At 41.1% G+C, this 17,633-nt stretch carries 16 protein-coding genes; 10 read left to right on the forward strand and 6 right to left on the reverse strand.

The features are described from left to right. The first annotated feature begins 34 nt into the window (after positions 1 to 34). From BM192_RS04750 to BM192_RS04785, 8 genes are all read left to right on the forward strand, one after another. On the forward strand, positions 35 to 430 hold the full coding sequence (locus BM192_RS04750; protein ID WP_037438371.1) for a BlaI/MecI/CopY family transcriptional regulator: 396 nt from the start codon (positions 35 to 37) through the stop codon (positions 428 to 430). Between the two features lie 3 nt (positions 431 to 433). Then, the gene (locus BM192_RS04755; protein WP_037438372.1) at positions 434 to 1,501 is read left to right on the forward strand and encodes a M56 family metallopeptidase; all 1,068 of its coding nucleotides are present in this window, start codon (positions 434 to 436) and stop codon (positions 1,499 to 1,501) included. Between the two features lie 335 nt (positions 1,502 to 1,836). Beyond that, positions 1,837 to 2,694 carry an SPFH domain-containing protein gene (locus BM192_RS04760; RefSeq protein ID WP_037438373.1) on the forward strand — a complete coding sequence of 286 codons (858 nt, stop codon included), beginning with the start codon at positions 1,837 to 1,839 and terminating at the stop codon, positions 2,692 to 2,694. Between the two features lie 2 nt (positions 2,695 to 2,696). Continuing rightward, positions 2,697 to 2,891: a type II toxin-antitoxin system antitoxin gene (locus BM192_RS04765; protein WP_037438374.1), complete on the forward strand. Its 195-nt coding sequence runs from the start codon at positions 2,697 to 2,699 to the stop codon at positions 2,889 to 2,891. Positions 2,892 to 2,931: 40 nt separating this feature from the next. Further along, positions 2,932 to 4,107: an acetyl-CoA C-acyltransferase gene (locus BM192_RS04770; protein WP_037438375.1), complete on the forward strand. Its 1,176-nt coding sequence runs from the start codon at positions 2,932 to 2,934 to the stop codon at positions 4,105 to 4,107. Positions 4,108 to 4,253: 146 nt separating this feature from the next. Further along, positions 4,254 to 5,915, forward strand: a complete 1,662-nt coding sequence (locus BM192_RS04775; protein ID WP_037438376.1) for a peptide MFS transporter — start codon at positions 4,254 to 4,256, stop codon at positions 5,913 to 5,915. Between the two features lie 59 nt (positions 5,916 to 5,974). Next, on the forward strand, positions 5,975 to 7,510 hold the full coding sequence (locus tag BM192_RS04780; protein WP_037438377.1) for a peptide MFS transporter: 1,536 nt from the start codon (positions 5,975 to 5,977) through the stop codon (positions 7,508 to 7,510). Positions 7,511 to 7,698: 188 nt separating this feature from the next. Then, entirely contained in the window at positions 7,699 to 8,427 is a 729-nt protein-coding gene (locus BM192_RS04785) for a polyprenol monophosphomannose synthase (RefSeq protein WP_037438420.1), read from the forward strand. Here the strand turns inward: BM192_RS04785 and BM192_RS04790 are convergent. The 4 genes from BM192_RS04790 to proS are packed head-to-tail and all read right to left on the reverse strand — an operon-like array spanning position 8,412 to position 12,350. Then, entirely contained in the window at positions 8,412 to 8,927 is a 516-nt protein-coding gene (locus BM192_RS04790; RefSeq protein ID WP_037438378.1) for a YdeI/OmpD-associated family protein, read from the reverse strand. The two genes, BM192_RS04785 and BM192_RS04790, sit on opposite strands and share 16 nt — an antisense overlap. Continuing rightward, the gene (locus tag BM192_RS04795) at positions 8,924 to 9,700 is read right to left on the reverse strand and encodes a TIGR02757 family protein (protein ID WP_037438379.1); all 777 of its coding nucleotides are present in this window, start codon (positions 9,698 to 9,700) and stop codon (positions 8,924 to 8,926) included. Before BM192_RS04795 ends, BM192_RS04790 begins: the two co-directional genes overlap by 4 nt. Before the next feature lie 6 nt (positions 9,701 to 9,706). Next, a complete protein-coding gene (locus BM192_RS04800) occupies positions 9,707 to 10,846 on the reverse strand; it encodes a cystathionine gamma-synthase (RefSeq protein WP_037438380.1) in 1,140 nt (379 codons plus the stop codon). Between the two features lie 31 nt (positions 10,847 to 10,877). After that, on the reverse strand, positions 10,878 to 12,350 hold the full coding sequence (proS, locus tag BM192_RS04805; protein ID WP_037438381.1) for a proline--tRNA ligase: 1,473 nt from the start codon (positions 12,348 to 12,350) through the stop codon (positions 10,878 to 10,880). A gap of 106 nt (positions 12,351 to 12,456) precedes the next feature. Here proS and BM192_RS20890 point away from each other — a divergent pair, with 106 nt between their 5' ends. Then, entirely contained in the window at positions 12,457 to 13,437 is a 981-nt protein-coding gene (locus tag BM192_RS20890; protein ID WP_051759621.1) for a hypothetical protein, read from the forward strand. A gap of 15 nt (positions 13,438 to 13,452) precedes the next feature. Further along, positions 13,453 to 15,009, forward strand: a complete 1,557-nt coding sequence (locus BM192_RS04815; protein WP_037438382.1) for an OmpP1/FadL family transporter — start codon at positions 13,453 to 13,455, stop codon at positions 15,007 to 15,009. 122 nt (positions 15,010 to 15,131) lie between these two features. Here the strand turns inward: BM192_RS04815 and BM192_RS04820 are convergent, their stop codons facing one another. Both BM192_RS04820 and BM192_RS04825 read right to left on the reverse strand, forming a co-directional pair. Next, positions 15,132 to 16,943, reverse strand: a complete 1,812-nt coding sequence (locus BM192_RS04820; RefSeq protein WP_037441651.1) for a UbiD family decarboxylase — start codon at positions 16,941 to 16,943, stop codon at positions 15,132 to 15,134. A gap of 144 nt (positions 16,944 to 17,087) precedes the next feature. Next, positions 17,088 to 17,567, reverse strand: coding sequence for a Dps family protein (locus BM192_RS04825; protein WP_037441648.1), 480 nt, complete (start codon positions 17,565 to 17,567; stop codon positions 17,088 to 17,090). Positions 17,568 to 17,633 lie beyond the last annotated feature (66 nt).

Here is a 17,633-nt window from a genome sequence, read left to right on the forward strand (position 1 = left end):
TGATCGTCTATAAAATTAGTCCTAACTTTAAAGTATGAAGAAATCTCCTACACCGGTACAATTGACCAAAGCTGAAGAGCAGATCATGCAAGCGCTGTGGACCCTTAAGCAGGCTACTGTTCAGGATATTTTGGAAGTGCTGGAAGCACCAAAACCTGCCAGAACAACTGTATCCACAGTACTAACTATTCTGGAAAATAAAGGTTTTGTCAGTCATACAACAGCCGGTCGTGTAAATACTTACCTGCCTTTAATTAAAAAGGAACAGTATTCCAGATCTATGCTTTCGGGATTTCTACATAACTATTTCAACGGCTCGTTCGCAACAATGGCTTCATTTTTTGCCAAAGACAACAATTATTCAATAGAGGAATTGGATCAAATGATTGAACAGACACGGAAAGAATTAACAGAAGAACAAAAAAAATAAGATATGGAAGAAATTGCTTTATATCTCTTTAAATCAGGCATATGCCTGTCTCTGTGTTACGGTATTTATTATATCTTCCTGAAAAACGAGACCTTTTTTAAATTCAACAGATACTTTCTCCTTGCAGGAATCTTCCTTTCTATTATCATTCCTTTATTCAACTTCACTTATACAGTACAGGTAACTGATCCAATATTTAACAAAAATTCAGTTCTTAATCCAGCGAAAACAACGCCTGCTATACTTAGTTACCTGCAGTTCGGACTGCTAGTTTATTTTGTGGTCACTTTTGGCTTTATATTTAATTACCTGCTGTCATTGAGAAAGGCAAGACAATTGGTTTCCCAGCATTATTTCGAGGTTGTAGATCGCTGTAAAATCATCTATACTAATCAGTTTAACACTTCATTCTCTATATTTAACTATATTTTTCTGGATACTGATATCGCTAGTTCTGTGGTAGAACAACGCCTGATCCTGGAACATGAAAAGGCACATGTAATTCAGAAACACTGGATAGATATGCAAATCGCACAGTTGGTAAGAATTTTCCAATGGTTTAATCCAATTGCATGGCTGTACTTGAAAGCGGTGAGACAAAATCATGAGTATCTGGCAGACCAGACGGTATTGCAAGCCGGAAATTCAGGAGCAACCTACCGCGCCACGCTATTAAACCATAGCCTGCAAAGCCGGGTATTCAATTTCAGTAGTTCTTTTGCCGGCGACAATCCATTCAGCAGAATTGATATGATGAAAAAACGGACATCTCGAGAAACAAAGAAGTGGAGTATATTATTATTGGTTCCCTGTTTCTCTTTGATCTTTTTTGCATTTGCAACACCAGATTACCAGACGTCCAAAAATAAGGTAAACCCGGGGACGGCGGTTAAAGCAAAGGCCCACCTTCCGATTTATGTGGTGAACGGTGTAGAGACGAGCTCCATTGAAAATTTGGACACCAACGAAATCAAATCTATAAATGTCTTTAAAGGCGAATCTGCAATCGCCCGCTTTGGCGAAAAAGGCAAATATGGGGTAATTGCCGTTACCTTAAAAACGAAGCCATAAAAAAAACCGGAGATGCATCCACAGTCGCCGGTTTTTCATTAACTATTATTACCTAAACATACTATCAGCGATTAGTGCTGACGGTAAAACGAGGTCAATAATAACCAGTATATTTTTGGTAATCAAGACCCTCCAGGCATCATCTAAACATCTGAAACTGCAAAAACGTTTTTAAAAAATAACAAAGCCTATTCTTTTTTTAAATAAATGCCGAATTTTCAGATTCCATACTGAAATAGACTGACTTACAGCGGTAATAAATTCATCGGACTTAAAATTTAATTTTGATTTATTCTTTTTTTTCTGTTCATTTATGATATCAAATTAATATCATTATGTATCAGGAAAAAATTATCACTCCCCCTTCGGGCTATTTGACTCTTGTCCTTTTTCTAGCGTTATTAGGCGGCAGTTTTTATGGCTTTGCTACAGAAAATTTTGTGGCAGCCGGCATCGTTATGCTCATCAATCTGTTCCTGGTTCTTCCAGGGCTGATTATTAACAATCCAAATGAGGCTAAAGTCCTAACTTTATTTGGTAAATATGTTGGTACGGTTAAAACTGACGGTTTCTTCTGGGTGAATCCATTGACCACAAAAAAGAAGGTCTCATTAAAAGCAAGGAACCTAAACGGGCACCAGATTAAAGTGAATGACAAACTTGGTAATCCAATTGAGATTGCTGCTGTAGTCGTGTGGCAGATTAAAGAAACAGCAATGGCCATGTTCGCGGTTGAGGACTATTTGCAATATGTGACTATCCAAAGTGAGGCCGCAGTACGCCATCTGGCAAATATTTTTCCATACGATAACTTTGAAGACGAAGAAGCTACAATCACACTGAAAGACGGAGCCGAAAAAGTAAGCTCCCTTTTAGAGGGTGAACTAAGTGAGCGACTCTCCAGAGCAGGTATTGAGGTAATCGAAGCGCGTATTTCACATTTAGCATATGCACAGGAAATTGCAAGCGCAATGTTACAACGCCAACAAGCAACGGCTGTAATTGCAGCCAGAAAATTAATCGTGGAAGGAGCTGTTGGTATGGTAGAAATGGCTTTGGAACGTTTGTCTGCTAAAAATATCGTAGAATTGGATGAGGAACGCAAGGCCGCAATGGTCAGCAATCTTCTTGTGGTACTATGCGGAGACAGAAATGTTCAGCCAGTTGTAAACACAGGCACTTTATATAGTTAAACATGAGTGCTCAGGATAAAAAGGCATTTGTACTGCGGATTAATCCGCAGCTACTCACAGAGCTGGAACACTGGGCCCAGGATGAATTTCGCAGTACCAATGGTCAGATAGAATTCTTACTGCACCAGGCTGTTCAAGCCAGCAAAAGGAAGAAACTTCCCAAAACAAGCAAAAAAGATCTCGATGGGCAAATTTAAAATTATTAGATTTGCCCATAACCAAATTTAATATAAACAGATGAGAGAAGTAGTTATTGTATCGGCAGTCAGGACACCTATAGGAAGTTTCACAGGTTCATTATCTTCCTTTTCTGCAACCCAGCTTGGTGGATTCGCTATTCAGGCAGCAGTAGAAAGGGCCGGAATTCGACCGGAAGATGTACAAGAGGTCTATATGGGTAATGTTCTTTCTGCAAATTTAGGTCAGGCACCCGCCACTCAGGCAGCTAAATTTGCAGGTCTCCCCGATGTTCCCGCAACCACAATCAACAAGGTTTGTGCTTCAGGCACTAAAGCTATTATGCTCGCTGCCCAAAGTATAGCATCAGGTGCAAATGACATTGTAATTGCTGGTGGCATGGAAAGTATGAGTAACGTTCCCTACTATCTGGAAAAAGCCAGAACAGGTTACAGGCTTGGACACGGCCAGTTGACAGATGGATTGATGAAGGATGGTCTCTGGGATGTTTATAATGACTACCATATGGGTTCTGCCGCAGAATTATGCGCAGATAACTGCAATATAAGCCGTGAAGATCAGGATGCTTTTGCAATCAGTTCTTATCAGCGCGCACAAGCGGCGCAGGCTGCCGGAAAATTCAAGAATGAAATTGTTCCCGTAATCATAACTGACAAAAAAGGTAAACAAACCATTATTGATACAGACGAGGAGCCTCAAATGGTCCAGTTTGACAAAATACCGGGTTTAAAACCAGTTTTCAAAAAGGAAGGTACAGTTACGGCTGCCAATGCGTCTACGTTAAATGATGGTGCAGCAGCGCTGGTTTTAATGAGTGCTGAAAAAGCACTGGCAATGGGGTTAAAACCATTGGCACGTATACTGGGTTTCGCTGATGCACAACAAGCGCCAGAATGGTTTACCACTGCCCCGGCAAAGGCTATTCCACTGGCATTAGAAAAAGCTGGAAAAACTATTAGTGATGTAGATTTCTTTGAAATAAACGAGGCATTCTCTGTCGTTTCTCTGGCAAATAATCAAAAACTAAATATCGAATCCTCTCAGGTAAATATTAACGGTGGTGCAGTTGCCTTAGGACATCCGCTAGGTGCATCCGGAGCAAGAATCGTTGTGACGCTACTGACAGTCCTGGCACAAAACAACGGTAAAATAGGTGTGGCAGGGATATGTAATGGCGGCGGTGGTGCAAGCGCACTAGTAATCGAAGCTGTATAAAGCTCGTTTGAAAAAAGATATTTATACAAGTGGAAAAACCCAAATCCGGGAACTATCGAACGGGCCCGGATTTGCGAGTATGCGCTCATGTGCCTATATTGCGCGATGCGTTCGTTCGCTACACACACAAATAATATCTGAAATTAATGAATCAAAACAATAAGGTAAAGCACCCGAAGGGCCTGACTTTTCTTTTTTTATCCGAGATGTGGGAACGTTTCGGCTACTACCTGATGATCGGTATTTTCACATTATACCTCAAAGATGTGAAAGCCGGATTTGCCATGACAGAAGCAGAAGCTGCTGATTTATACGGTACTTTTATTGCACTGGTATTCTTAACTCCCTTTCTGGGTGGTTTAATCGCCGACAGATATTTCGGCTATACCAAATCAATTATTATCGGAGGCCTGATGATGGGAGTCGGATACTGTATGATGGCAATTCACAGCCTGCCAATCCTGTACCTTTCTATGACACTCGTTATTATAGGTAATGGCTTTTTCAAACCAAATATTTCAACCTTACTCGGAAATATATATTCTACACCAGAATATGAAGATAAAAAAGATGAAGGGTATAATATTTTTTACATGGGTATCAACGTTGGTGCATTTATCTGTAATTTCTTTGGTGCCGCACTATACATTCTTCTTGGCTGGGGTTATGCATTTCTTGCAGCCGGTATCGGAATGTTCCTGGGTGTAGGTATCTTTCTCTACGGAATGAAGCATTATCGTGCTTTTGACGTGAAGAAAGGAATGCAGCAGGGTGATATGTCATTCCTTAAAATTGTGATGGTTATTCTTTTCCCTGCTGTAATTGCAGGTGTAATCGGATGGGTGGTTCCTACGCAGGTTCTTGGGCACGCGTTAATTGGCTCTCCATCTACGGACGCATTTATATTCGCCTGCATTCCGGTTATCTATTTCTATGGTTCATTACTCGCTAAAGCAGATAAGTCAGAAAAGAGGCCTATCGCCGCACTGCTCACCATATTTGCTGTAGTAATTCTGTTTTGGGCAGTTTTCAAACAGAATGGTTCTGCGTTAAACACCTGGGCGGACCGTTACACAGATCGTCACGTGGAGAACCCGATGGCTGCTAAAATATTCTCCGGTCTGAGTTTATCACAACAGCTTACAATGGCCAAAGACTCAGTTCCTTTATATGACGAAGCTTTCCGGTTACAGAAAGCTGATGGCAAAGTATTACAGGAATATAATTACCCTACCTATTTCAAAAATGTTGCCCCCGAAAAACGTCTCGCTGAAGGTACGCAGATCGAGGTCTGGGCAACAAATATAAGTCAGTCAATTAATCCGGGCTGGGTAATCTTGCTTACCCCCCTAATAGTAGCTTTCTTTACCTGGCTTCGTAAAAGAAATCAAGAACCTACTACAGCTACAAAAATTGCATTTGGTTTACTGATTTCGGCTTTATCTGTGCTGGTTATGATCGGGGCAGTATACTCAGGCGGAAACGGAGCTGAAAAAGTTTCGGTATTTTGGTTAATGGCAAGTTATGGTGTCATCACAATCGGTGAACTATTTCTGAGTCCTATGGGTCTTTCCCTGGTTTCCAAGCTAAGTCCGGTAAGAATTACCTCACTGATGATGGGCGGCTGGTTCCTGGCTACATCAATCGGGAATAAACTATCAGGTGTACTGGCAACGTTATGGGATACTTATGAGAATAAGGCCAACTTCTTCTGGATTAACTTCTTCTTATTATTATTCTCGGCTCTGGTAGCTTTTATGTTGTTAAAATGGCTTAATGGCATCATGAGGGAAAAAGGAATAAAATAGTCGGGTAGAAACCTGCTAAATCTGTAATTTGCAAACTTTATATAAATTTAATATTCATTATGGATCAATCTGAAATCCTTAAGCCAGAACAACTGGACGATGCGTCGAAAGGCCATCCAAAAGGATTATATGTTCTGTTCGCTACCGAAATGTGGGAACGTTTCAATTACTACGGTATGCGGGCTATCCTGGTGCTTTTTATGACTAAAGCGCTACTTTTTGATAAAGCTTTCGCCTCCAATCTTTACGGGAGTTATACCGGACTTGTCTATCTGACACCACTAATCGGTGGTTTTGTTGCCGATCGTTATTGGGGAAACCGCCGCTCTATTATCACAGGTGGTATACTCATGGCTCTTGGTGAATTGTTAATGTTCGCCTGTGCGTCGCTCTATCAGACGAATCTTGACGTATCTTCGTTCCTATTTTTCTCCGGCCTTGGATTTATGATTGCTGGTAATGGTTTCTTTAAACCAAACATTTCATCCATGGTGGGTCAGCTTTACAAACCTGGTGACCGCCGATTGGATTCTGCCTATACGATATTTTATATGGGTATCAATGTCGGTGGGGCTTTAGGACCATTTATCTGTGGTTATTTTGGAGACACCGGAAACCCGGCAGATTATAAATGGGCTTTCCTTGCAGCAGCTGTTGCGATGATGATCGGCGTAGTCGTCTTCATTAATTTAAAAGACAAATATGTCCGCGGACCAGAAGGAGCTCCACTAGGCATGAAACCTGTCCAGGAAGGGAAAGAGATGAATCCGGTATTAGTTTACCTGTCTTTATTACTTTTCTCCGCTGTATGTGTCGGTCTGCTTTATATAGATGCAAATGTATACAGTTATTTGAGTTACCTACTGCTGGCGGCTGTACTCGGTATCGCTTATATGATCTTCAGTGACAAAAAATTAACTAAAGTTGAGAAAAAGAAAATCTCTGTAATTTTCATCCTTGCTTTCTTCGTCGTATTCTTCTGGAGTGCCTTTGAGCAGGCCGGTGCTTCTCTAACCTTCTTTGCTGAAGAAACGACACAGCGTGATCTTGGCTTTTTTACCATTCCAGCCAGTTGGTTCCAATCTTTAAATTCAGTGTTTGTTGTGGTCTTTGCCCCTATTTTCGCCTGGTTATGGATCAAATTAGGCAGAAGAGAACCTTCAGCACCGACGAAAATGGCTATTGGCCTAATGCTTCTGGCTGTTGGCTATTTTGTCATTGCAGTTGGAGTAAAGGATGTTGGCGCTGGTATAAAAGTGAGTATGATGTGGCTGATCGGTATGTATGCATTCCATACCTGGGGTGAGCTTTGTCTTTCTCCGATCGGATTATCACTAGTTAATAAACTGGCTCCTCTTAAATTCGCTTCCTTATTAATGGCTGTATGGTTCCTTGCAAACGCAGGTGCGAATGTATTAAGCGGAAAGCTCAGTTCATTATATCCGGATGGTGGGCATTCTACTAATTTTGCCGGTTATGAAATGAATAATTTAAACGAATTCTTCATGTTATTCGTTGGTATGGCTGGTGTTGCTTCTATCATCTTATTCGTGCTAACTAAATGGTTACAAAAAACGATGACGGCAACTTCTTAATCTCAATTTACCTACAGAAGCTTATTTTCAGAACTGTAAATACGAAATCCCACTTTCTAAAAAAGGTGGGATTTCGTATTTATAGCTTATGGACATAGGTCTCATGATTGTTAAAATTTCTTAATTCGCTGCATCTTCTCAGTTTTAAACCATATTTTCGCCAGAGTTTTATATTATACCCCATTATTGTGTCAGACAGTTTAGTAATCATCCCTACTTATAATGAAAAAGAAAACATTGAAAGGATTATCCGCAAGGTTTTTAGCCTTAGTTTTCCTTTTGAGGTACTGATTATTGACGACGGCTCTCCGGATGGCACAGCGGATATTGTCAAATTATTACAGACAGAGTTTGCCGGACTGCACATGTTACAAAGAACAGGTAAACTTGGATTAGGTACAGCCTATATTCATGGCTTCAAATGGGCTCTTGAGCGTCCATACCAATATATTTTTGAAATGGATGCCGATTTCTCTCATAATCCGGATGACCTCATTAAACTGCGGAATGCCTGTGTAAAAGGTGCCGAAGTCTCTATTGGCTCACGTTATGTCCGTGGGGTAAACGTTGTAAACTGGCCGATGAGCAGGGTATTAATGTCTTATTTCGCTTCGATGTATGTCAGGCTGATTACGAGAATAAATATTCAGGATGCGACAGCAGGATTTAAGTGTTATCAAAGAATTGTGTTGGAAACTATTCCGCTTGATAAGATAAAGTTTGTTGGTTACGCATTTCAGATAGAAATGAAATTTACCGCTATTAAGTACGGCTTTAATGTCGTGGAAGTTCCAATTATATTTACAGATCGTACTGAAGGAACGTCAAAAATGAGTACACGGATCTTCAGAGAGGCGTTCCTGGGTGTAATTCAAATGAAAATAAATAGCTGGTTCAGAAGTTATAAACGTTCCTGAGCAGAAGCGGCACGGATCATTTCGCCATAATTTAATCTCTTTTCCATAGCCATAACAATTAATGTCAATCTCTTAACCCGTGTCGGTTCTGTTTTCGCGGCGTTAAGCCAATTGATAAAGTAGTTTTGATGTGACTTGGGCTGAATTAAAAAGGAATCCATCAGCTTTTGTTCTTCTGAAAGGCATAATTCGAGATCCGGGGGCATTAAAATCTCAAAATCAATATCCTCTTCCAGCTCCAGATATAATGGATCACCTTCTTTCTTTTCAAGGACTTTTTTCAGACTGCTTTTCAGGGTCAGAATGAAATCCCCTTCTCCCATCGGCAATAACGCCAGTCCAGATATTTTATGCTGATCCAGTAAGCCCCGTACACGAAAGCTTTTTTTAACTCCCGGCTTAATCAGGCACGCGACTGCAGCGGGAACCGTCACGTAGGTCCAGCCAGTCTTTTCTCCTTTCTGTTCAAAACGCGCTATAATTGCGTTGAATTTGATCATAATTTAAGCTTTTCTTCAACTCCCATACCAAATAAGGCAAAATCATACTTAACAGGGTCGTCAGGATCAAATTTACTTAATTCCGCAGTAAGCTCTATTGCTGTTTTCCAATCCGTTTGTTTACGGGTAATCAAACCCAGGCTCCTTCCTACTCTATCCACATGCACATCACACGGGCAGATCAGCGATGCAGTAGAAATTCGTGACCAGAGACCAAAATCTACGCCGGCTTTATCACTCCGGACCATCCAGCGTAAAAACATATTCAGCCTTTTACAGGTGGACTTCTGAGAAGGCGAGGAAATATGCTTTACTGTACGGCGTGGCGAATCTGGTAAGCTAAAAAAATAAGTTCTGAAATGATTAAGTGCTGTTTCCGCGTCAAACTGCCCCAATGATGCAGGAAGGAAGGCAGTTTCCAGAGATTCTGACTGCATATAATGCTGCTGAAAAAAAGCTACAAAATATAATAGATCTGTGTCATTAAATGTCCGGTGTTTGAATCCGAGTAAACCTTTCAAATCCTGATCGGAATGTCCAAGCATAAACTGATATGGAGAATTATCCATCCTGGCCATCAGTTCAGTACATTTATTAATAATAGTCTTCCGTTGGCCCCAAGCCAAAATTGCCGCAAAAAATGCGGCAATTTCGATATCTTGTTTTTTATTAAAACGATGGGGTATACAAATTGGGTCGCTGGAAATAAAATCGGGCCGGTTATATTGCGCAACCTTTACCTCCAGGAAATCCTTTAATGCTAAAAATTCCAATCGTCTTTATTTAAGTGCTTGTTCTAAATCTGCTAGCAAATCATCTATATCTTCTACACCTACGCTTAATCGAAGCAGGTTGTCAGTAACACCAACTTTTTCACGTTCAGCTTTCGGAATAGACCCGTGAGTCATTGAAGTAGGGTGATTAATCAGCGATTCTACACCTCCCAAAGATTCTGCTAGAGTAAATACTTTAAATGAAGAAGCTACACGGAATGTCTCGGCCAGATCTGCATCTTTAAGTGTGATGGAAACCATACCACCGAATCCTCTCATCTGCTTTTTAGCTATATCGTGGTTAGGATGGTCTTCGAAACCAGGCCAGTAAATCTTATCGATTTTTGGATGGTTCTTCAGGTAACGTGCTACCTTCTCGCCATTTTCGCAATGTGCCTTCATCCGCAAGTGCAATGTCTTAATTCCTCGAAGTACTAAAAACGCATCCTGCGGACCCGGAGTAGCTCCGCATGCATTGTAAATGAACCACAATTCTTTATACAAGTCGTCATCATTCAGTAATAAAGCTCCCATGACAACATCAGAGTGTCCGCCGATGTACTTAGTAACCGAATGCATGACAATATCTGCCCCCAGGTCTAACGGGTTTTGAAGGTATGGTGACGCAAAAGTATTGTCTACAGTTAAAATAAGTCCATTTTCTTTAGTCAACTTTGCTACGCCTTCGATATCGATAATTTGCATCGTTGGATTTGTTGGAGTTTCAATCCACACCATTCTAGTTTTATCGTTTAGGTATGGCAGAATATTCTCCGGTTTAGACAAGTCCAAAAAGTGGAATTTAATACCATATTTCTCATACACTTTCGTGAAAATACGGTAAGAACCGCCATATAGATCATTACCTGTGATAACTTCATCACCCGGCTTCAGTATACGTAAAACGGTATCAGTTGCGCCCATTCCCGAAGAAAAGGCTAATCCATATTTCGCATTCTCCAGTGCTGCCAGACAGTTTTCAAGCGCCAATCTAGTTGGATTAGTTCCTCTTGAATACTCAAATCCCTGGTGTTCTCCAGGAGATTTCTGCCAGTAGGTCGAAGTCTGATATATAGGAGTCATTACCGCTCCCGTCGAAGGATCAGGTTCCTGACCTGCGTGTATCGCTTTAGTTGCAAATTTCATCGCTTTGTTATAATTTTTTGGTTAAGCCTGCTTAGTAAGCACGGGCAAATAATACTCTTTGTACAGATGGTTTACCGGAGTAGATACAGATACCGTCTTCCAGCTCATTATCTAAAGGTATACATCTGATAGTGGCTTTTGTTTCTTCTTTAATCTTTTGTTCCGTTTCTGGTGTGCCATCCCAGTGTGCTGAAATAAATCCGCCTTTATCTTCCAGCAATTGCTGAAACTCTTCATAAGAATTGGCCGGAGTAATGTGTGTAGCGCGGAAATCTGCAGCTTTTTTGTAGATATTAGCCTGAATATCATCCAACAATTCTGACAAGTAAGTATCCAGCCCCTGCTGACTTATAGTCGACTTTTCACGGGTATCTCTACGGGCCAGTTCGACCGTTCCATTCTCCATGTCACGTCCACCTATCGCCAATCTTACTGGTACTCCCTTAAGTTCATATTCTGCAAACTTAAATCCAGGACGTTGAGAATCCCTGTCATCATATTTAACAGAAATACCTAACGCTTTCAGCTTTGGCATCAGATCATCGGCGAAATTGCTGATTCTTTTAAGCTCTTCGTCATTCTTATAAATAGGTACAATAACAACCTGGATTGGAGCCAGTTTTGGTGGAAGTACCAAACCCTGATCATCACTATGTGCCATAATTAACGCACCAATCATCCGTGTTGAAACTCCCCAGGAACTTGCCCATACATGCTCCTGCTTACCTTCTTTACTGGTAAATTTCACGTCAAATGCTTTGGCGAAATTCTGTCCCAGAAAGTGTGAAGTACCGGCTTGTAAGGCTTTACCATCCTGCATTAATGCCTCAATACAATAAGTATCCAACGCTCCTGCAAATCTTTCATTAGCCGTTTTCTTACCTTTAACAACCGGCAATGCCATCCAGTTCTCAGCAAAGTCTGCATAAACATTAAGCATCTTTTCAGTTTCTTCAATTGCTTCCGCCGAAGTTGCGTGAGCGGTATGCCCTTCCTGCCACAAAAACTCTGCAGTTCTCAGAAAAAGTCTTGTTCTCATCTCCCAGCGTACAACGTTTGCCCATTGATTAATTAGCAAAGGTAGATCGCGGTAAGACTGTACCCATCCTCTGAAAGTATTCCAGATGATGGTTTCTGAAGTCGGCCTGACGATCAATTCTTCCTCTAGTTTCGCATCGGGATCAACTATTATATTTCCTTCGCCGTCATTTTTAAGGCGGTAATGTGTCACAACAGCACATTCTGTCGCAAATCCTTCCACGTGTGCAGCCTCCTTAGAAAAAAATGACTTCGGAATGAATAATGGAAAATAGGCATTACTATGCCCCGTATCTTTGAATTTTTGATCCAAAACAGCTTGCATTTTCTCCCAAATTGAATAGCCATACGGCTTTATCACCATGCAACCCTTCACCGCTGAGTGTTCAGCGAGATCTGCTTTAATGACAATATCATTATACCACTGGGAATAGTCTTCGTTTTTACTTGTAATACCTTTGCTCATAACTGTTTGGAACGTTTATTGTGTTAAATAACTTGCATGATAGGCTACAAATTTATAAATTTATGCCTACAAAAAAATTGTTTACACACACAAAGAATTCACACATATGAAACCTAACCATTTATTTTCCAGCATGCTGGTTTTAGCTGCGCTTGCAGTTACTTCCTGTTCTGCTCCGCAAATGGCTCAGCAATCGCGTCATCAGGACGACGTGTATGGTTCTACTGCAACAGCAGTTGAATACAGCCAACCTGTCAGAGCACAGTCTTCACAGACAGTCGGAGACGATTATTATGACGATGATGAGTATTATGGCAGCAGCGATCAGTATGCTGACATGAACTATTCTTCACGTATCAACAGATTTTATTACGGCAGCCCATACAGAAGTTATTTTGATCCTTTTTATTATGACGGTTTTTATGGAGGCTACTCTCCATATTATTCCGGTCTTTATGGTGGCGGTTTTGGCCTTGGCTTTGGATTTGGTGGTGGGTTCGGCGGTGGCTGGGGTGGTGGTTTCGGATGGGGCGGTGGCTTCGGATGGAATAACTACGGCTGGGGCGGCCTTTACTCTCCATTCTATTCTCCATGGGGCTGGGGTGGCGGCTATTACGGCGGCTGGGGCGGCGGCTGGGGTGGTGGCTATTACGGCGGTTTGTATGGAAATTACAGATCGAACAGCGTATACCGTCCTAGAACTGGAAGAGGCTTAGATAACAACGGTTACGGCCGTGGTAATTCAAATAACTATAACGGCAGAGGCAATTATAACGGAACCGGTGCAAGAGCGTATGACGGTTCTGGCAACAGAGTTTCTTCTGGCGGACGAGTTAGTGGAAGAGGTTCTGATGTAAACTCTGGTCAGGGTAATAGATACCAGGGAAATTCAAGAACCCGAGCTGACTATAACCGTTCAAATAATACTTCGAGCAGACCAGATCGTTCTTCGTACACTCCACAAAGAAGCGAACGGTCTTATTCTCCTCCTGCAAGCAGTGGCAGATCTTCCGGTGGCTTTAGCGGTGGAAGCGGTGGCAGAGTATCAGGCGGTGGCGGTGGTGGCCGTGGTGGCAGAGGTAATTAATATTCCAGAATCTAAATGAAAAAATTCATACAACTCCTGATCGTAGCTACAGTAGCTACGACAGGCAATATTTATGCGCAAGGTATTTACGCAGGCGATGCACTACGTTTCTCAAGAACTGATTACGGAAGTTCGGCACGTTTTAAAGGTTTGGGAAATGCCCAAATCAGTTTAGGTGGCGACATCAGTTCTATCGGCGGTAACCCAGCGGGTCTTGGTATGTTTACACGTTCGGAATTCACTATTTCTCCAGAATTCAATAACACAAGAGCTAATATTAATTATCTAGGTCAGCAAACCAAGTCGACAAAAAATATGCTGAACCTGAATCAGGTAGCAGCAGTATGGTACAATCCTATTGTAAAAGCACCAGGTTCTGATCTGAATAAAGGTTTAATTAGTATCGTATGGGGGGTTGGTTACAATAGAAATAATGATTTCAGTGTAGAAAACAATTTCAGCGGTGTAAACAGTAATAGTTCTATTGCAGATTCATGGGCACAGCGTGCTAATGGACAGACTCCAGCTAATTTCCAACGTGGTTCAGTGGAGAAAATGGCCTTTGACAGCTATTTAATTGACAAACAGGTTGGATCTCCGAGTAACTATTTCCCTGCGACTTCTCAAACTAATGTACAGAATCAAAGTGAAGTCCGTGAAGGCTCTACTTCTGAAATGAACTTCGCTGCAGGCCTGAACTTTTCTAATAAGTTCTATCTGGGTGCAAGTATCGGTTTCGTAAATGTGCGTTATGTAACAGACCGTCTATATACAGAGAGCGGTACCGTGATCAACACAGTGGGCCCGAATGATCCCGCACCGGATCCTAGTAATCCAAATGAAAAACCAAATCCACATATAGGACAAAATTATGATTTAACTTACAGGTCTAACCAAAATACTACAGGCGCCGGAGTTAACGGTCGTATAGGTTTGATTTACAAACCTGTAAATACTATCCGTTTAGGTGCTACTTTCCAAACACCTACCTGGATGCATATGGAAGAGGATTTTGCTGAGGTAATCGATACACGTTTTTCTGGTGGTGGTTCACCAACAATCAATATCTTTAATGACGTTGCTAATTCTAACATGAATTATAACCTGAGAACTCCTTATAAAGGTTCATTTGGTGCATCCGTAATTATAGGTCAAAATGCGTTGTTAACTGCAGACGTGGATTATGTTGATTATTCTTCTACAAAACTTACAGTTAGTGATGGTTACAGAGATCTAATCAGGTCTGAAAATCAGTTTATCAAGGATAATTATACCCATGCTTTTAACTACCGTGTTGGTGGTGAATACAGAATCGATCAGTTCAGTTTGAGAGCTGGTTACGGCATAAATGGAAGTCCTTATAAAGAAGATCCTAAAAACAGATTTGATGTCAAATATTACTCAGGTGGTATTGGTTACAGGGTAAATGAATATTATGTGGATCTTGCTTACCAACGCACTGAGACTCATAACACATTAAGTCCTTATGAACTGGCCGATTTTTCTGAGCCGGTTGCTACTTCTAAATTGTCTAAGAACAATGTATTTCTTACTGTAGGTGTAAGGTTCTAAGCTTTAAACCATAATACAAAAATGCCCTGCTTTAAATTAAAGCAGGGCATTTTTGTATTCAGTCAAATCGAAACTGCACAAAGCTTGTTAGGCTTCAACCAGTATTAAAAGTCTAAGATTATTTACAGTTTAAGATTAAACCGCCCGATATTCTGCTCCGTAGCCGAATCTGCTATTAATTCCGGTGCATGGTGCGGTTTCTTTCTCGCGTCAATAATGAGCGGGCCTCTACAGCCCCAATGTTTATCTTTTATAAATGAGTTTACGCCATGTATATCAACAGCTGGGTTACTACGGGTAAAAGTTACCCAGACGAAGTTGTTAATATCAGCAGCTGCAAAATTCGCATCATCACACCATACAATCAAAGCAATTTCGGCAAGCTTTTCGTCCCTGAAATGCTTTTCAAATAACATCACTGTTTCTGCCGTCTGCATTTCATTGACATATTCTGGTGCATTCACTACAATAACCCCGGGCATTGACAATTGAGCAGCGGTAAATCCTTCCGGAAAGGATATTTCCGGTAAAGTTGCCGCAAGCTTACGCTTCTCCTCTCCCGCTGCTGCAAAAACTACTTTTGAACCCGCATTTAATCCGGTACCGCTATAATCCAGTGTATCTATAGTCGTATTAGTATGGAAATGTAAATCTCGCGCGGGATCTAAACGAGACAACATATGAATCAGGAATTGCTCTATATTATTGGTATTCAATTTCTCATTATCTTCTCTGGCCGCGATAAAAAGGTATTTAGCCAGACTCAACTGATTCTTACCCAGAATATGATTAGCAATAGTTAAGATTTCCTGCGGTCGGCGTTCGGCCAGGTAAGGCGTATAACGTTCACTACCAATAGCAAAAAGCAGTGGATGCACGCCTGCAGCATCTACCGCATTTACTTCCTTTAAACCATGAATTTCCTGCGGGATCGCAGACCCGGTAATTTCATGTATAAGTGCGCCAAAACTGGTGTCTTCCTGTGGAGGGCGACCCACTACAGTAAATGACCATATCGCATCTTTCTTATGATATACCTGATGCACTTTCATCACAGGAAAGGGATGTGCAAGACTATAATATCCTAAGTGGTCGCCAAATGGCCCTTCTGGTTTATTAGAATCGGGATAGACTGTTCCCGTGATGACAAAATCTGCATCTGCAGAAATACAAAATCCTTCATCATCATAGAAATAACGAAATCTTCTGTCGCCCAATACCCCTGCAAAAGTCAACTCCGAAAGCCCTTCTGGAAGTGGCATAACTGCCGCAAGCGGATGTGCCGGAGGTCCGCCGACGAATATACTAACCTTTAAAGGCTTGCCTGCTGCATTTGCTTTGGATTGATGCACTCCAATACCTCTGTGTATCTGATAATGCAATCCAACTTCCTGATCTTTTAAATAATCATTGCCTGCCAGCTGAATCCTGTACATTCCCAGATTTGAATTCATAATCCCCGGTTTGTCTACATCTTCAGTATAAACCTGTGGCATGGTGACAAAGGGTCCTCCATCCATAGGCCAGTTAACAATTTGGGGCAACTGGCTGATAGTTGTTTTTTGAAATATTGATTTAAACAGATGTTGTTGCATCGGCAATGCAGATACAGCATTTAAACCGGCTCCTGCATAACGTAATGGATTTTTAAGCGCTTTCATAGGGTCAGATCGCAGATCGACAAGCTGTCCTACCTTTTTAAGCGTATCCCGGAACATAAATTTCGAACGCTCCAGGGTGCCGAACAAATTAGAAACTGCAGGAAATGGACTTCCTTTAATTTTCTCGAAATAAATTGCAGGCCCACCTGCCTCAAACACCTTAAGGTGAATTGCTGCCATTTCAAGATAAGGATCAACTTCTTCTTTAATCCTTAATAGATGACCATGTTTTTCCAGGTCCTCTATGCATGCTGCTAAACTTGTATATCCCATCGCGTCAAAGTTATCAAGTTTTTCGTGTTTAGTCCGCTATAATTGGATTTAAGCGGTTATAATTGATGAATTTGCCTGTACATAAAAATTGACTCAAAAAAAAAGCCACTTGTTAAAGTGGCTTCTCTATAATTGTAAAGAATGTTATTTCTTACCCGCAAAAGAGCGTAGCATCCATGTATTTTTTTCTTTGAACTGCATGAATCGATTAACCATGTCATTGGTTCCATCATCACCCGCATTTGCTGATGCTTCCAACAGATTACGTTCCAATTCAATTAATTGTGCCATATCCTGTAAAACTGCGTCAACCATAGCCATGTCCTGTAAACCGATGGTATTGATCTCTTTAATTTCCGACTCTTTGATATAGTCAGAGAAACGACTGTGTGGCGGTTTCCCAAGTGTGAGTACCCGCTCAGCAATTTCATCTATCGTCAACTGAGCATTAGTATATAGTTCTTCAAACTTTAAATGAAGTGTAAAAAAGTTCTGTCCTTTAATGTTCCAGTGACAACCTCTTAGCTTTTGATAATGCACATGATAATTGGCAAGGTATTCATTTAACAGATCAACAACTGCTTTAACTTCTTTCTCTTGTAAACTGATTTCTTTAGCGTCCATATTAATTAAAATTGATTGTTTAAAACAACTAGTGTTATAACAAATATAAAAAGCTTATGTTTCCAA

The sequence above is a fragment of the Pedobacter antarcticus genome (assembly GCF_900112985.1).
GTDB classification, from domain to species: domain Bacteria; phylum Bacteroidota; class Bacteroidia; order Sphingobacteriales; family Sphingobacteriaceae; genus Pedobacter; species Pedobacter antarcticus.

Coding starts and splice junctions, on each gene's coding strand:
- BM192_RS04775 (WP_037438376.1), top strand. CDS start 4,254: ATGAATCAAAACAATAAGGTAAAGCACCCGAAGGGCCTGACTTTTCTT.
- BM192_RS04770 (WP_037438375.1), top strand. CDS start 2,932: ATGAGAGAAGTAGTTATTGTATCGGCAGTCAGGACACCTATAGGAAGT.
- proS (WP_037438381.1), bottom strand. CDS start 12,350: ATGAGCAAAGGTATTACAAGTAAAAACGAAGACTATTCCCAGTGGTAT.
- BM192_RS04750 (WP_037438371.1), top strand. CDS start 35: ATGAAGAAATCTCCTACACCGGTACAATTGACCAAAGCTGAAGAGCAG.
- BM192_RS04800 (WP_037438380.1), bottom strand. CDS start 10,846: ATGAAATTTGCAACTAAAGCGATACACGCAGGTCAGGAACCTGATCCT.
- BM192_RS04755 (WP_037438372.1), top strand. CDS start 434: ATGGAAGAAATTGCTTTATATCTCTTTAAATCAGGCATATGCCTGTCT.
- BM192_RS04765 (WP_037438374.1), top strand. CDS start 2,697: ATGAGTGCTCAGGATAAAAAGGCATTTGTACTGCGGATTAATCCGCAG.
- BM192_RS04780 (WP_037438377.1), top strand. CDS start 5,975: ATGGATCAATCTGAAATCCTTAAGCCAGAACAACTGGACGATGCGTCG.
- BM192_RS04760 (WP_037438373.1), top strand. CDS start 1,837: ATGTATCAGGAAAAAATTATCACTCCCCCTTCGGGCTATTTGACTCTT.
- BM192_RS20890 (WP_051759621.1), top strand. CDS start 12,457: ATGAAACCTAACCATTTATTTTCCAGCATGCTGGTTTTAGCTGCGCTT.
- BM192_RS04820 (WP_037441651.1), bottom strand. CDS start 16,943: ATGGGATATACAAGTTTAGCAGCATGCATAGAGGACCTGGAAAAACAT.
- BM192_RS04790 (WP_037438378.1), bottom strand. CDS start 8,927: ATGATCAAATTCAACGCAATTATAGCGCGTTTTGAACAGAAAGGAGAA.
- BM192_RS04825 (WP_037441648.1), bottom strand. CDS start 17,567: ATGGACGCTAAAGAAATCAGTTTACAAGAGAAAGAAGTTAAAGCAGTT.
- BM192_RS04815 (WP_037438382.1), top strand. CDS start 13,453: ATGAAAAAATTCATACAACTCCTGATCGTAGCTACAGTAGCTACGACA.